Source organism: Acidobacteriota bacterium (assembly GCA_039683095.1).
Classification (GTDB): Bacteria; Acidobacteriota; Aminicenantia; order Aminicenantales; family Saccharicenantaceae; genus RBG-16-66-30.
The window spans coordinates 26,929-41,986 of the sequence record JBDKSB010000002.1 but is presented as its reverse complement, the minus strand read 5'-3'; the positions used below and the strand labels follow the sequence as shown (position 1 = coordinate 41,986).

Here is a 15,058-nt window from a genome sequence, read left to right as displayed (position 1 = left end):
GCTATGATGCCCCGGTATTCTGACAGGAGGCCGGCATGGGCGGATTATTCGGTGTAGCGGGCCAGGGCGACGTCGTCCAGGACCTGTACTACGGCACGGACTACCATTCCCATCTGGGCACGAAGCGCGGCGGATTGGCCGTGGGCAACGGCCCCGGCATCGTCCGCTACATCCACAACATCGAGAACGCCCAGTTCCGGACGAAGTTCGGCGACGAGGTCGGTAAGCTCCGCGGCGGCCGGGGCATCGGGGTCATCAGCGACTACGAGGACCAGCCGCTCCTGATCCGCTCGCACCTCGGGAACTACGCCATCGCCACGGTCGGGATAGTCAAGAACATCGACGATCTCGTCGACCGGGCCTTCCGGGGCAAGTGCCTGCACTTCTCCGAGATGCGCGGCGGCGAGATCAACCCGACCGAGCTCGTGGCGGCCATGATCAACCGCGAGGACACCTTCGAGGACGGCATCCGGGCCGTCTGGGAGTTCGTCCGCGGCTCCTCGTCCGTCCTGATCCTGACCGACGGGGCCATCCTGGCCGCCCGGGACAAGCTCGGCCGGACGCCCCTCATCCTCGGCAAGAAGCCGGGCTCGTTCGCCGTGTCAATGGAAACATGCGCTTTCCCCAACCTGGGCTACGAGATCGACCGGTACCTCGGCCCGGGCGAGATCGTCAGGATCACGCCGGAGGGCGTCGAGACCCTCGTCCCGGCCCGAGACAAGCTCCAGGTCTGCTCGTTCCTCTGGGTCTATTACGGCTATCCCGCGTCGAGCTACGAGGGCATCAACGTCGAGATCGTCCGCAACCGCTGCGGCGCCTTTCTGGCCCGGAACGACGACATCGAGATCGACCTCGTCGCCGGCATCCCCGATTCGGGGATCGGGCACGGCCTGGGCTACGCGGCCGAGGCGGGCATCCCCTTCCGGCGGCCCTTCGTCAAATACACGCCGACCTGGGCCCGCAGCTTCATGCCCCAGCACCAGGACATCCGGGACCAGGTGGCCCGGATGAAGCTCATCCCCATCCGCGAGATCATCCAGGGGCACAAGCTCCTGTTCTGCGAGGATTCGATCGTCCGCGGCACCCAATTGAAGGACACCATCCAGCGCCTCTACGGGTCGGGGGCCGTCGAGGTCCACATGCGCCCGGCCTGCCCTCCCCTGGCTTACGGCTGCAAGTACCTCAACTTCTCCCGGTCGCGCTCCGAGCTCGACCTGGCCGCCCGCAAGGCCATCGCCGCCCTCGAGGGGCCGGAGTTCCAGGACTTCTCCGCCTACACCCGGGCGGGCACGCCGGAATACGAGGCGATGGCCGGCTGGATCTCGCAGACGCTCGGCCTGACCTCGCTCCGCTACCAGCGGCTCGAGGACCTGGTCGAGGCCATCGGCCTGCCCAAGAGCAGGCTCTGCACCTACTGCTGGGACGGCGTCGCGGTCGATTGAGGCCCGCGGGGGTCAATTGACGATCGTCAGGATGCGCTTCCGGCGGGTCTTCGTGATGGACCTCAGGAGCTTCTCCAACCGGTCGCGAAAGCCCGTCCCTAGATAGACGACGAGGCAAGAGCCTCATCGTTATGGGGAACAAGATCGGTTTCGGAATGGTAGCGGGGGCTGGATTTGAACCAGCGACCTCCGGGTTATGAGCCCGACGAGCTACCAGGCTGCTCTACCCCGCGATACGTGCGTCATTATAGCACGAAGGCGGCTCTTGTCAACGGTTATTGAAGGCCTGGACCCGATCCGGTATAATATCCTCTTATTTTCTTCGCCCGGTATATCCCCCGAAGGAAGACGAACGTGAAGATCTGCATCGTCGGCCTGCCCCGATCGGGCAAGAGCTCGCTCTTCTCCGCCCTGACGGGCGCCTCCGCTGGATCCGCCGCGGCCAAGGGCGCCGACCCCGTGGCCGTGGTCAAGGTCCCCGACCCGCGCCTGGAGAAGCTAGCGGCCATCTTCGATCCCAAAAAGAAGACGGCGGCGTCCGTCGAGTTCCTCGAGCTCCAGGGGATCCAGGCCGGCGATCCGAAGCAGGCTTCCTTCAGCGAGCAGTTCCTGGGCAAGCTCAGGACGGCCGACGCCCTCCTGGCCGTGGTCCGTTCGTTCCGCGATCCGGCCGTGGCCCATCCCCTCGACTCGGTCGACGCCAGGCGCGACCTGGCCATCCTCGAGACCGAGTTCCTCCTGAGCGACCTGGCCATCGTCGAGAACCGGATCGAGCGGCTGCGGAAACAGGTGGCCGCGAAGAAGAGCGATCACGACGTCCGGGAGCTGGCCGCTCTCGAAAAGTGCAAAGCCGCCCTAGAGGCCGAGACGCCCCTTCGCGAGATCGACCTCACGGACGACGAGGAAGGCCTCCTGCGCGGCTTCCGCTTCCTGACCGGAAAGCCCCTCATCGTCGTCGTCAACCTGGACGAGGAGGAGATCCGCCGCGAGGCCGAGGTCCTGGCGCCGTTCGCCGGCCGGGCTTCCCGCCCCGGCACTGCGGCCGTCGGCCTCTCGGCCCGCCTCGAGAGCGAGATCAGCCAGCTCCCCGACCAGGACGCCGCCGGCTTCCGCTCGGATTTCGGCATCGGCAGCTCGGCCCTGGACCGCCTGATCGCCACGGCCTATCGCATGATGGGCCTGATCTCCTTCTTCACCGTCGGCAGCGACGAGGTCAAGGCCTGGACGATCAGCGAAGGCACGGTCGCCACCCGCGCCGCGGGGGTCATCCACTCGGATATCGAGCGCGGCTTCATCCGGGCCGAGGTCGTCTCCTACGAGCATTTCATCGCCCATGGCGACCTCGCAGGCTGCCGCACGGACGGCACCCTGCGCCTCGAAGGCAAAGCCTACCCCGTCCGCGACGGCGATATCATCAATTTTCGGTTCGCCGTCTGACGCCCCTTCGCCCCGCCCCCGCCGCCCCGCGGCTTGACTTTGTCCTCCCGGCCAAATTAAATAGGGGGCATATTACCATGGCCGTCGCCGTTTTTACCCTTCTGGCCGCCCTTTGCCTGGGCTCGGTCACGGCCATGATCGTGTCCAGGAACCCGGCCCACAACGCCCTGTTCCTCGTCGTCGCCTTTTCCAGCCTGGGCGGCCTCTTCGGCCTGCTCGACGCGCCGTACGCGGCCGCGGCCCAGGTCCTGGTCTATGCCGGGGCCATCATGGTCCTGTTCCTTTTCGCGGTCATGATGTTCAACCTCCGCCAGCCGGAGCCACGCTCCCGGAATAAAGCCAGGATGGCCCTTTCGGCCGCCGCGGCCGCGATCCTGCTGGCCGAGCTCGTCCTGGCCGGCAAGCGCGCCCTGACCGCGGCCGGCAGCCCCGCCGGCCCCGCGCCGGCGGGGCGCGATATCGCCCTTCTCGGCCGGCTCCTCTTCACGGACTATCTCTACCCGTTCGAGATCACGGCCCTGCTGGTCGTGGCGGCAATCGCCGGGGCCCTGGCCCTGGCCGGCCGGAAGGAGGGCGAGTGATCCCGCCTCTGGCCTTCGTCGTCCTGGCGGCCGTCCTCTTCGTTCTCGGGATCATCGCCTTCTTCGTCAAGAAGGACCTTCTGACCCAGTTCATGGCCGTCGAGATCATGCTCAACGCCGGCAACCTGGCCTTCCTGGCCCTGGCCAAGGCCCCGGCCCGGCCGGCGGCCCAGGGCCTCGTGCTTTTCGTCATCACCGTGGCCGCAGCCGAGGCGGTCATAGGGCTGGCTGTCATCGTGCTCGTCTTCCGCCAGCGGAGATCCGTCCGGACCGACGATCTCAAGGACCTCAAGGGATAGCATGGACCGGCTCTTCTGGCTCATCCCTCTCGTGCCGGGCGCAAGCGCCCTGGCCCTGGTGCTGCTCGGCCGCCGCTTCCCCCGGAAGGCGGTCGCCGGGCTGGCCTGCGGCGCCGTCCTGGCGTCGTTCATCCTGGCCGCGGCGGCCTTCGCCCGTCTGGCCGGCGGCAGCTCGGCCGTCCTGGCCAAAACGCTCCTGCCCTGGATCTCCGTCGGCTCGTTCAGCGCCTCGTTCTCGTTCACCCTCGACCGGCTGGCCGCGGTCATGGTCCTCGTGGTCACGGGAGTCGGTTCCCTCATCCATGTCTATTCGACCTCCTATATGGCCGAAGACCGGGGCTACGCCCGCTATTTCGCCTTCCTCAACCTCTTCACCTTCTTCATGCTGGTGCTGGTCATGGCCTCCGACATCGTCCTGATGTTCGTCGGCTGGGAAGGCGTCGGCCTCTGCTCCTACCTGCTTATCGGCTTCTGGTTCGACCGGCCGGCCGCGGCCAGGGCCGGGATGAAGGCCTTCATCGTCAACCGCGTCGGCGACGCGGCCTTCATCGTCGGCATCCTGTTCCTGCTGAGCCGGGTCGGCGGTTCCTCGTTCGAGGCCATCAACGGCGCGGCCCGCAACGGCCTCCTCCCGGCCGGCCTGGCCACGCTTGCCGCTCTCCTGCTTTTCGCCGGGGCGACCGGGAAATCGGCCCAGATTCCTCTTTACGTCTGGCTGCCGGACGCCATGGAGGGCCCGACCCCGGTCTCGGCCCTCATCCACGCCGCGACCATGGTCACGGCCGGCGTCTATATGGTTTGCCGGCTGAACGGGCTCTTCGCCGCCTCGCCCGCCGCCTCGGCCGCCGTCGCCTGGGTGGGCGCGGGCACGGCCGTGTTCGCGGCCGCCTTGGCCCTGGTCCAGAACGACATCAAGCGCGTCCTGGCCTATTCGACGATCTCGCAGATCGGCTACATGTTCATCGGCTGCGGCGTCGGGGCCTGCACCGCCGGGATGTTCCACCTGATGACGCATGCCTTCTTCAAGAGCCTGCTCTTCCTGGCCGCCGGCAGCGTCATCCACGCCCTCGGCGGCGAACGGGACATGCGGCGCATGGGCGGCCTGCGCAAGCACCTGCCGGTCACTTTCCCCGCGTTCCTCGTCGGGGCCCTGGCCATCTCCGGCGTGCCTTTCCTTTCCGGTTTCTTCTCCAAGGACGCGATACTGACCAGCGCCTTTGCCGGCGGGCATCACGTCATCTTCGCCCTCGGCCTGGCCGGGGCCGCGCTGACGGCCTTCTACATGTTCCGGCTCGTCTATCTGACCTTCTACGGCGAAGCCCGGACGGACCCGGCGCCCGCGCGGCCCATCCACGAGCCGCCCCGGGCGATGACCGTCCCTCTGGTCATACTCGCCGTCCTGTCGGCCGTGGCCGGCTTTGCCGGGCTGCCGGTCCTCGCCGGCGGGCGGGCCGACCTCTTCGGCCGCTTCCTTGAGGGCGTCCTGGCCCCGGCCGGCCCCCGGCCGTACTTGTCCACTGAGATCACGCTCAGTTTGGCGGCGACGCTCTCGGCGCTTCTCGGCATCGCCCTGGCCTTTCATCTCTACAGGAGATCGCCGGAGATCCCGGCTGCCATGGCCCGCAGGTTCCCCGGCGCTTATCGGCTTCTGGTCAACAATTGCTATATCGACGAGGCCTATGAGGCCGTCGTTGTCCGGCCCCTCGTCCGCGGCGCCGGCTGGGCATACCGGAACTTCGACCTCGGCGTGATCGACGGCGCGCTCAGCGGCTCGGCCTCGGCCGCGGACCTGGCCGGGAAGGGCCTGAATTCGCTCCAGAGCGGCCTTCTCCGCGACTATGCCCTGGCCTTCCTCCTGGGGGCGGTCATCTTCCTGGGTGTCCTGCTGATATGAGCGGCCTTGCGGCGGACTTCCCGGTCGTTTCCCTGATCACCTTCCTGCCGCTCGCCGGGGCCATCCTGCTCTTGTTCATCCGCGGGACGTCGGTCAAAACCGTCCGCGGCCTGACCCTGGCCGTGTCGCTCGCGACGCTGGTCCTGGCCCTGGGCCTTTTCCACGGTTTCAGCGGCGCGACCGGCTTGCCCGAGTTCGTCGAGCGGGCCTCCTGGCTTGGCCGCGGCCTCGACTACCATGTCGGCGTCGACGGCATCAGCCTGTTCCTGGTCCTCCTGGCCGCCTTCATGACACCCCTGGCCCTCCTGTCCTCCTGGCGGGCGGTCGACGTCCGGGTCAAGGAGTTCTCGGCCTTCATGCTGCTCCTCGAGACCGGCATGATCGGGGTCTTCGTCTCCCTGAACCTGTTCCTCTTCTATGTCTTCTGGGAGGCCATGCTCGTCCCGATGTACTTTCTCATCGGCATCTGGGGAGGCCGGCGGCGCGTCTACGCGACCATGAAGTTCGTCCTGTTCACCATGTTCGGCAGCCTGCTCATGCTCGTCGGGATCTTCGTCCTCCATGCCGCCTTTTTCCGGGCGACGGGCAGCTACTCCCTGGCGATCTCGGACCTGGCCGCGATGCCCATGGCGCCGGCCCTTCAGACCTGGCTCTTCCTGGCCTTCGGGCTGGCCTTCGCCGTCAAGATCCCGCTCTTCCCGCTCCACACCTGGCTCCCGGACGCTCACGTCGAGGCGCCGACGGCGGGGTCCGTCCTGCTCGCCGCCGTGCTGCTCAAGATGGGCGCCTACGGCTTCATCCGGCTGGGCCTGCCGCTCTTCCCCCAGGCCGGCCGCGCCTTCGCCCCGGCGCTTTCGGTCCTGGCCGTGATCGGCATAGTCTACGGCGGGCTGATGGCCCTGGCCCAGAAAGACATGAAATCGCTGGTGGCCTATTCGAGCGTCAGCCACATGGGCCTGATCATGCTGGCCGTCTTCGCCCTTAACTTCGAGGCCGCCGAAGGCGCCCTGTTCCAGATGGTCAATCACGGACTGAGCACGGGCGCCCTCTTTCTCTGCGCCGGCATGCTCTACGAGCGCACCCGCACCAGGGCGATCGCCGATTACGGCGGCGCCGCGGCCCGCATGCCGGTCTTGGCCGGCCTGTTCCTGGTCTCCATGCTCTCGTCGGCCGGGCTGCCCGGTCTCGGCGGCTTCGTCGGCGAGATCCTCTGCTTCTTCGGCATCTTCGGCCGGAACAAGATACTGGCCGGGCTGGGCGTGACGACGGTCATCCTGTCGGCCTCCTATCTCCTCTGGCTTTACCGGCGGGTCATGCACGGCCCGCTCAAGGCCCCGGACGACCGGAGGCTCATCGACCTCGACGGACGCGAGCGGGCCGTCCTGATCCCGCTCGTCGCGCTGATGCTCTTCCTGGGCCTCTTCCCCGGCACGATCCTGAGGAAAATGGACGCGGCCGTCTCGCGGCACATTCGCTCCCTCGACAAGCCGGCCGCGGCGGCCCCGACGTCGAGCGATCCGGCCCGGCCCGCTTTCCGGGCGCCGGCGGCCGGGGAACGGGAGCCCTAGCATGTCGTTCCTGGCCCTGGCTCCCCTCCTGGCCGTGGTCGCCGGTGCCCTGGCGTCCCTGCTTATCGAAGCGTTCCTCGGCCGAAAAGGCCGGGAGCTGGCCGCGGCCGCGGCCATCCTGGCCCTACTCGCGGCAGGGCTTTTCATCGTCCGGTCCTGGAACCTCGAGCTCGCTTATTTCGGGGCCCGCCTCGTCCTCGACCCGCTGGCGCTGCTTGTCATGGCCGTCTTCGTCCTGATCGCCGCCTTTGTCGTCCTCATGAGCGTCGGCTCGGCCTCCCGCCAGGACTTCAACCTGGGACAACTCTGCGGCCTGCTGCTCCTGGCGACGGCCGGCTTGATGATCATGGTCTCGTCCGGCGACTGGCTCGTCGTCTTTCTCGGCCTCGAGGTCCTCTCGGTCGCTTCCTACGCCCTCACCGGCCTGAGGCGGAATGACCGGGCCTCGTCCGAAGCGGCGGCCAAATATTTCCTCATGGGCAGCTTCGCCGGGGCCTTCTTCGTTTTCGGCCTGGCCATCATTTTCGGGGCCACGGGCTCGTCCGGCTTCGCGTTCGGCCCGGCCGGGGTGGCGGCGGCGCCGTTGCCGGCGGCCGGGCTGGGGCTCATCGTCGCGGCCCTGTTCTTCAAGATCGCCATCGCGCCCTTCCACATGTGGGCGCCGGACGTCTATGAGGGCGCGCCGGCGCCCGTCACGGCCTTCCTGACCATAGCCCCCAAGGCCGCCGGGCTGGCGGTCCTCCTCCGCGCCCTCGGCCCGGCCATGGACAAGGCCGGAACGGCCGGGGCTGTTTTCGCCCCGGCCGTGAGCGTGGCCGCCGTCCTGACGATGTTCGTCGGCAACCTGGCCGCCCTGCGGCAGACGAACGTCAAGCGGCTGCTGGCCTATTCGGCCATCGCCCACTCGGGCTATCTCCTGGTCGCCGTCGTATCCGGCGACGGGCCGGGCCTTGTCTTCTATCTCGTCGCCTACCTGTTCATGAACGCCGGCGCCTTCGCCGTGCTGACCGTCCTCGCCGGCGAGGGCAACGGGTCCCTGTCGCTTCTCGGCATCGCCGGGTTGGGACGCCGCCATCCCGCCCTGGCGGCCTGCCTGGCCGTCTTCCTTCTTTCGCTGGCCGGCTTCCCGCCCACGTCGGGATTCCTGGCCAAGTTCTATGTCTTCAGCGCGGCGGTGGCCAAGGGACACATCCTGTTGGCCGTCGCGGCCGTCCTGGCCAGTCTCGTTTCTGTGGCTTACTACCTGAGGGTCATCGTGGCCATGTACATGAAGGACCCGGAGGCCGAGCTGGAGGCCGGGCGCGATGAGCCGGCCCTGTGGCTGGTCGTCTTCCTTTGCGCTTTCGGGGTAGTTCAGCTGGGCTTATGGCCGGGCAATCTCCTGGCCCTGATCCGCCAGGGCTTGAGCGGGCTGTTCTAGCCCGCGCAGCCCCGCTCAGTATTCCTGCTTTTTGAGCCTTTCGCCGAGGTCGACGGCCTGATAGGAGACATCGACGACATATTGGTCGCCCGAGTCGTCGGCGAACCAGGTCACCTCAAGATCGACCGAGACGGCGTATCTATCCGACGTGGCGCCGTCCACGAGCTCCCATTCGGCCCTTTCCCGGGGATGCTCTTTTCCGTCGTTCGTCTGGATCTTGCCGGATTTGCGGCTCTTGGGCGGGCCGTACTTATCGGTCAGGTCCTGGATGATGCTCAGGAAGGCCTGCTGCGGCGCAGCGGGCCGGCCGGAGCGCGCGATGAAGCTGGCCGAGGCACCGTAGAACGAATTGGCCAGCAAACGGAACGTCAGCTGACAGGGATAACCGGCGAACGCCCCCTTGAAAACCAACGAGCCCGTTTCGGCGCCCTGGAGCTTCCGATAGCCCCGCGCCTTCATGGCCTTGGTGACCTCGCCCTGGTTCGCGCCCCAGGGGACCCCCAGGAACCCGTTCGTGACGGCGCCGGTCTGAGGAAGGCCGGGGAACGTCCTGATCGGCGCGAACGCCAGAACGAAGGCTAAGGTCAATCCGAGCGTTTTAACCGCTTTCATCATTTCCTCCGCACGCGAATCGTTCAGTCCGGCGGCTTCCCGGCCCATCAGCGGATCTCCATCCCGTTGAACCGAAGGTAGATGATACAGCCGACCCCGTAGAGGACCCACCCGATGAGCGCGATGAGCTGGCCGACCGGGGAACGGAAGAGCCCTCCGACGAGGAAGATAAGGATGGCGCCGCCGCCGATGACGGCCCTTTCTTTGACCGTCTCGGCGACGACAAAGGCCCAGACGCCGAAAATAACCGCGATCCCGATCCCGATGGCAGAATAAGGGATCTGGGCGGGCATGCCCCGTTTATAGCATAAAACCGCCCGTCGGGGTAAGCCCGGGGCCCGGCGGAAAAAAAGAACGGCCGGAGCGGGACGTAAGCCGGATCCTGTCCCCGCTCGCGCGGGCGACGGTCATTTGTCTAGGCCCCGGGTTGCCCCGGGGCTCCAGCGGCCGACCCGCCCCCTGGGACGGGCCATCCCAAAGTGGGGCTCGTTTGGCCTTGCTCCGGATGGGGTTTGCCCTGCCCCCGGCGTCGCCGCCGGGGCGGTGAGCTCTTACCTCGCCATTTCACCCTTGCTCCCCGGAAGCCTTGCGGCCCCCGGAGGGCGGTGTCTTTTCTGTGGCACTTTCCCCCGGTCGCCCGGAGTCGCCGTTAGCGACCATCCTGCCCTTCGGAGTCCGGACTTTCCTCCTCTTCTCCCTCGCGGGAAGGAGAGGCGACCGTCTCGCCCGCTCCGGCCGTTATCTTTATACCGTATTGTTCGAGTTTTTTGTAGAGGTTCGACCGCGGCGTGTCGATCTCCCGGGCCGTCTGGGAGATGTTCCAGTTGTTGGCCTTGAGCTTGGCCAGGAGGAAATCGCGTTCGGCCAGGTCGCGGAACTCGCGCAGGGTCTTGACCCCGGCCGCGTCCGGCAGGGCCGCCGCCTCGGCTTTCTGCTGGAAGGCCTCAGGCAGATCGGCCTTCCCGATCGTGTCCTTGTCGGTCAGGATCATCAGCCGCTCGACGATGTTCCGGAGCTCCCGCACGTTGCCCTTCCAGGGGTAGGCCGTCATGGCCTCCAGGGCCTCGGCTGAGAACTTCCGCGGCCTGAAATTGTTCTCCTCGGCGAAAGTACGCGAGAAATAATCGACGAGCAGGGGGATATCCTCCCTCCGCTCGCGCAGGGCCGGCGCGTAGAGGGGCACGACGTTCAGGCGGAAAAAGAGGTCTTCGCGGAACCGGCCCTCCTGGATCTCCCTGCGCAGGTCCTTGTTGGTCGCGGCGATGACCCGGACGTCGACCCTGGAGATCCTGCTCGATCCGACCTTCTGGACCTCGCCCTCCTCGAGGACGCGGAGGACCTTGGACTGCGTCCGCAGGCTCATATCCCCGATCTCGTCCAGGAAGATCGTGCCGCCGTCGGCCTGCTCGAACTTGCCGGTCTTCTTCTCCGTCGCCCCTGTGAAAGCCCCCTTCTCGTGGCCGAACAGCTCCGATTCGATGAGCTCCTCGGGGATGGCGGCGCAGTTGACCTGGACGAACGGCTCCCGGGCCCGGAGGCTGTGGGCGTGGATGGAGCGGGCCACGAGCTCCTTGCCCGTGCCGCTTTCGCCGTGGACCAGGACCGTCGCGTTGGTCGGGGCGATCTTGAGGATCTCCTTCCACAAGCTCTGGACGAGGGGGTGGCTGCCGACGATCTCGTAATGCTTCTCGGCCTTCCTCTTGAGGTCCTGGCACTCCCGGCTGAGGCTCGTCTGCATCAGGGCATTGCGGATGCTGATGAGGACCCGGTCGCGGTGGAGCGGCTTTTCCAGGAAATCGAAGGCCCCCAGCTTGGTCGCCTCGACGGCCGTCTGGATCGTGCCCTGGCCGGAGATCATGATGACCTCGGGGACGAAGGGCCGCTCCCGCAGCTCGGCCAGGACCTCAAGGCCGCTCTTGCCCGGCATCTTGATGTCGAGCAGCACCAGGTCGATGCCGACCGTCTCCCGGAGCGTCTCCAGGCCGTCTTCGCCGGTCGCCGCCTCGTAGAATTCGTAGCCCTCGTACTCGAGGATCATCTTCAGGGACTTGCGGATCCCCTCCTCGTCGTCGATGACCAGGATGCGGGCCTTTCGCTCGGGTTTCATCGGCCGGATGTCCTTTTCCCGTTGATTTTAGCACACATCACCCCGGGGGCAAAACCGGCGCGGGCCCGGCCTCCCCTCCCCCCGCCGCCGGATCGCGGCGCCTGCCCAGATTGGAGAGAGCTCCGTCTTGTGCTAGACTGAACTTGGATTCGCACGAGGGACCGGTCGTGGCCAGGGATCGTCTCAAAGCCTGGGGGATAGGGGTTTTCTGTCTCGCCTGCCTGGGTCCGGCCGTGGCTTCTCGCGCCGCCGACGCTCCCGGGAAGTCCTTCGTCCTCGACAACGGCCTGCGGGTCTTCCTCTACGAAAAACACGAGATCCCTCTTCTCCATGTCGTCACCGGGTTCAATGTCGGCTCCAAGGACGAGTCGGAGGCGACGAGCGGCCTGGTCCACCTTCTCGAGCATGCCATCCTGTTCCGGGGCGCCTCGGCCCGGGCCGGCGCCGGGACCGGGGCCGAGATCCGCCGTCACGGGGCCTACTTCAACGGCCACACGGGCCAGGACCTGTCGGTCTTCGAGATCTCGCTGCCTTCCGCGGAGGCCGACTTCGCCCTGCGCAACCAGAAGGAGATACTGTTCGGAATGGAACTCGGCCAGGAGGAGCTCGACCGCGAAAAGGACATCATCCTCGAGGAGCTGGGCCAGATGGAGGACGACCCGGAGCGCCGGTCGCTCGACCTCGTGCTCCAGGCCCTCTTTCCCGGGCATCCCTACGGCCGGTCCGTCTACGGGAGGACGGAGGTCATCGAGGCGGCCACGGTCGAGGACCTGTTCGCCTTCTACCGGCGGTTCTTCGTCGCCGACAACTGCGCCCTGGCGGTCGTCGGCGACTTCGAGTGCGCCGAAATAGAGCGGAAGGTCCGCGAGGTCTTCGGCCCGCTGCCCCGGACGGGGTTCGCCCGGCCGGAGTTCCCGATGGCCGGCCCGCTGAAGAAGGGCTCTTCGCGGAGGCTCGGACGCGACGTCCGGGGAGGCTACCTGACCATCGGTTACGCCGCCCCGGACTACAACCACCCGGACCAGTACGCCATGAATGTCCTCGTGGAAGCCCTCGGCCGGGGCGTCAATCCGTTCCTTGCCGCCTACCTGCACGGCGTGCGAAATTCCGTCCAGAGCGTCTCCATGGCCTACCTGCCCTTGCGGTATGGCGGCGCGGCCATCGTCACGATCGAGGCCGATCCGAAGGACCTGGCGGCCGTCGAGCGCGCGGCCGTCGCGTTCCTCAAGCGCTCGGGCGGCGAGTCCTACTCGAAGAAGGACTTCGCCGACCCGGAGGCCGAGCGGGCCGCGTTCGACTACCTGGAGATGGCCAAGAACCAGATCCGCTTCGCGGCCGGCCGGGCCGACGAGTCCGGCCTGCAGCTGGCCGGGGCGCTCGTCCGGCACATGCTGCTCAATACGCGCGAAGAGCCCGGACGCTACCTCGACGGCATCGGGCGGGTCGATTCGGGCGATCTGCGCAAGGCCGCCGGCCGCTACCTGGGACGGGGCGATTGCGCGGCGGTCTCCATCGTCCCCGCCCCGGAGGGGAAGAGATGAGCCCGGCCGCCGCGCGCCGGCGGGGCCGGCGCTTTCGGGCCGCCGCCATCCTCCTGCCGGCCGCCCTGGCCTGCGCCCTCCAGGCCGCCGGCGGATCCGGCCCGGCGCTCCCGGATGACGGCGGCCCGTGGAAGAACGCCCCCGCAAGGTTCCTTCTGGCCTCGGGCGTCCCCTGCATCTATCAAAAGGACGCCTCGTCGCCGACGACCGTCGTCGGGCTCGTCATCGGCGGCGGCAAGGCCGCGGTTCCGGCCGGGCTCGACGGCCTGGCCACCATGTCGACGCGGCTCCTGCTGGAGATCCCCGACGAGGGCAAGGTCCAGGACCTCATGGCCCAGGCGACGCGGCTGAGCTTCGTCTGCCTGGAGGATTGCTCGATCATCGTGGTCGAATGCCTCTCGGAGAACCTCGAGGCGGCCCTGCGGGTGACGGCGAAGATCGTCCTCGATCCCCTGATCACCGGGCTGCGGGTCGGCCGGGCCAAGGAGCTCCTGGAGGTCAACGCCCGGGCGGAGGAGGACGACGCCGTCACGGCCGGACGCAACGCGGTTTTCCGCGGCTTCTTCCGCGACCGCGGGTACGGCACGCCCCTCTATGGAACTAAGGCCAGCCTGGCCCTCATCGATCGCAAGACGGTCCTGTCCTTCGTCCGACGTTACCTGGTCAAGCCGAACGTCTTCTTCTGCGTCCAATCGGACCTGGATCCCGAGGCGGTGCGCCGCCTGCTTGACGGCTCGTTCGGGTCCTTCCCGGACGGCCCGGCCTCCGGGCTTGCCGTCCAGGACCCGGCGCTGCCCGAGGACCGGGACATCGTCCTGGTCAAGGACGCCAGGGAGACCTACGTCGGCAGGGCCTATGCCCTGCCCCGGTCCGGCCTGGACGACATGGCCAGGGGGATCCTGCTCGAAACGCTTCTCGGGCCCGGCCCCGGCTCCCGGCTGTGGCCACTGAGGCTGGACGAGCGGCTGGCCTACAGCGTCGATGCCGAGCTGACCTGGACAAGGAGCGCCGGCATCCTGATCGCCCGTCTCGAGACAGGCCGGGATAAGAGGGCGCGGGCCGTCGAGGCGCTCGACCTGACCCTCGCGGGCCTTCGGGAGAACGGGATCGCCGGCGAGGAGATGGAAGCGGCGCGGATGATGGCCCGGGCCCGCTTCCTTCGCGATACCGAGGCGAAATCGCCGCGGCTGCGCCTGCTCGGGATCTTCGCCGCCCTCGGCCTCGGCCCGGAGGCCGCCCCGGGCCTGCTCGCGGCCATCCAGGCCGTGACCCGGGAAGACCTGAATGCCTACGCCCGGGCCGTCCTAGATCCGGCCCGGGCCCTGCGCGTCACCGTCGGCCCGGCCTCCCCAGCCGGCCCGGACGCGCGCTGAGCCTCAGCGGAACTCGGTGCTGACGATGGTGATACGGCTGGGGTATGTGATCGGGCCGACAGGGGTCGAAACCGTCGGCCGGGCGTCCAGCGAGAGCCGGGCCGCCGTCCTGTTCTTGCCGCCGATCGCCAGCGCCAGGCCGAGCAGGTCCTCATAACGCCTGTCCCCGAAGAACTCGAGCAGGTCAAGCGACAGCCGCAACTGGATGACGGACTCCTGTCCCGTCCCCGGGATCTCGATCGGCCGGTCGATATTGCCGGTCACCGTCGGCTTGTCGTCGATGACGAGCCGGCATTCGAGACCGGTCAGGGTGCTGGTCGATCGGCGCGTTCCCCCAGTCCCGTCGTTGGGGTTGACGGCCAGGACGTCGAGGACGAGCTCGACCGGGAGCTTCTTCGTCTGGTAGGCCTGAAGGGCTTTAACGCCGTCCCCGGCGCTGAAGTCGCCGATCCTGGACTTGCCGCTCAGGTCGATGCCCAGCAGCTTGAAGTCGTGGACCCCGCTGAGCCTGAACTTCAGGCGCTGGAGGTCGGCCAAGGCCGAAGCCATTTCGCTGAGCGTGGCGCAGCTCTGCAGGAGCAGGACCGCGGCCAGGATGATGACGGCCGCGACGCCGTTCCGCCTTGTGATCATCGGCAAGCCTCCTCTTCGATCGTCGGCACCGCTTATATCGCGTCCGGCCGCGGCTTGTCAACCGAACCGCCCGATAAAAGGTTCTTCTGCCATTTCCGGGAAACCTCTCGAGGCGGCCAGGGATGTATGGCAGGGAGCGGAGTCCTCGGAG

At 67.6% G+C, this 15,058-nt stretch carries 12 protein-coding genes, 1 tRNA gene, 1 other RNA gene and 1 pseudogene; 9 read left to right on the top strand and 6 right to left on the bottom strand.

Annotated features, from left to right (window positions below; all coding sequences use genetic code 11):
• The first annotated feature begins 35 nt into the window (after positions 1-35).
• Complete coding sequence (locus ABFD52_02960) at positions 36-1,442, top strand: amidophosphoribosyltransferase (protein MEN6559719.1); 1,407 nt, start codon at positions 36-38, stop codon at positions 1,440-1,442.
• Between the two features lie 156 nt (positions 1,443-1,598).
• Here ABFD52_02960 and ABFD52_02955 read toward each other — a convergent pair.
• A tRNA-Met gene (locus ABFD52_02955) sits at positions 1,599-1,675 on the bottom strand.
• A 121-nt stretch (positions 1,676-1,796) separates the two neighbouring features.
• Here ABFD52_02955 and ychF point away from each other — a divergent pair.
• From ychF to ABFD52_02925, 6 genes are all read left to right on the top strand, one after another.
• Positions 1,797-2,879 (top strand): redox-regulated ATPase YchF, encoded by a 1,083-nt coding sequence (gene ychF, locus ABFD52_02950; protein MEN6559718.1) that lies wholly within the window; start codon positions 1,797-1,799, stop codon positions 2,877-2,879.
• 77 nt (positions 2,880-2,956) lie between these two features.
• Positions 2,957-3,460, top strand: coding sequence for an NADH-quinone oxidoreductase subunit J (locus ABFD52_02945; GenBank protein MEN6559717.1), 504 nt, complete (start codon positions 2,957-2,959; stop codon positions 3,458-3,460).
• A complete protein-coding gene (nuoK, locus tag ABFD52_02940; protein ID MEN6559716.1) occupies positions 3,457-3,759 on the top strand; it encodes an NADH-quinone oxidoreductase subunit NuoK in 303 nt (100 codons plus the stop codon). The genes ABFD52_02945 and nuoK overlap by 4 nt, the downstream gene beginning before the upstream one ends.
• A 1-nt stretch (position 3,760) precedes the next feature.
• Positions 3,761-5,653 (top strand): NADH-quinone oxidoreductase subunit L, encoded by a 1,893-nt coding sequence (gene nuoL / locus ABFD52_02935; GenBank protein ID MEN6559715.1) that lies wholly within the window; start codon positions 3,761-3,763, stop codon positions 5,651-5,653.
• The gene (locus ABFD52_02930) at positions 5,650-7,221 is read left to right on the top strand and encodes an NADH-quinone oxidoreductase subunit M (GenBank protein ID MEN6559714.1); all 1,572 of its coding nucleotides are present in this window, start codon (positions 5,650-5,652) and stop codon (positions 7,219-7,221) included. Before nuoL ends, ABFD52_02930 begins: the two co-directional genes overlap by 4 nt.
• A gap of 1 nt (position 7,222) precedes the next feature.
• Complete coding sequence (locus tag ABFD52_02925; protein ID MEN6559713.1) at positions 7,223-8,641, top strand: NADH-quinone oxidoreductase subunit N; 1,419 nt, start codon at positions 7,223-7,225, stop codon at positions 8,639-8,641.
• 15 nt (positions 8,642-8,656) lie between these two features.
• On the opposite strand, the gene ABFD52_02920 is transcribed toward ABFD52_02925, so the two are convergent.
• The 4 genes and pseudogenes from ABFD52_02920 to ABFD52_02905 form a co-directional block, all read right to left on the bottom strand.
• Positions 8,657-9,253 (bottom strand): hypothetical protein, encoded by a 597-nt coding sequence (locus ABFD52_02920; protein MEN6559712.1) that lies wholly within the window; start codon positions 9,251-9,253, stop codon positions 8,657-8,659.
• 47 nt (positions 9,254-9,300) lie between these two features.
• Positions 9,301-9,546, bottom strand: coding sequence for a hypothetical protein (locus ABFD52_02915; protein ID MEN6559711.1), 246 nt, complete (start codon positions 9,544-9,546; stop codon positions 9,301-9,303).
• Positions 9,547-9,609: 63 nt separating this feature from the next.
• Positions 9,610-9,986, bottom strand: an RNA gene (gene rnpB, locus ABFD52_02910) — RNase P RNA component class A.
• Between the two features lie 30 nt (positions 9,987-10,016).
• Positions 10,017-11,291: pseudogene (locus ABFD52_02905) on the bottom strand (sigma-54 dependent transcriptional regulator).
• A gap of 236 nt (positions 11,292-11,527) precedes the next feature.
• Here ABFD52_02905 and ABFD52_02900 point away from each other — a divergent pair.
• The gene (locus tag ABFD52_02900) at positions 11,528-12,901 is read left to right on the top strand and encodes a pitrilysin family protein (GenBank protein ID MEN6559710.1); all 1,374 of its coding nucleotides are present in this window, start codon (positions 11,528-11,530) and stop codon (positions 12,899-12,901) included.
• Positions 12,898-14,274, top strand: coding sequence for a pitrilysin family protein (locus ABFD52_02895; protein MEN6559709.1), 1,377 nt, complete (start codon positions 12,898-12,900; stop codon positions 14,272-14,274). The genes ABFD52_02900 and ABFD52_02895 overlap by 4 nt, the downstream gene beginning before the upstream one ends.
• 3 nt (positions 14,275-14,277) lie before the next feature.
• Here the strand turns inward: ABFD52_02895 and ABFD52_02890 are convergent, their stop codons facing one another.
• Positions 14,278-14,907 (bottom strand): hypothetical protein, encoded by a 630-nt coding sequence (locus tag ABFD52_02890; protein MEN6559708.1) that lies wholly within the window; start codon positions 14,905-14,907, stop codon positions 14,278-14,280.
• Positions 14,908-15,058: the final 151 nt, after the last annotated feature.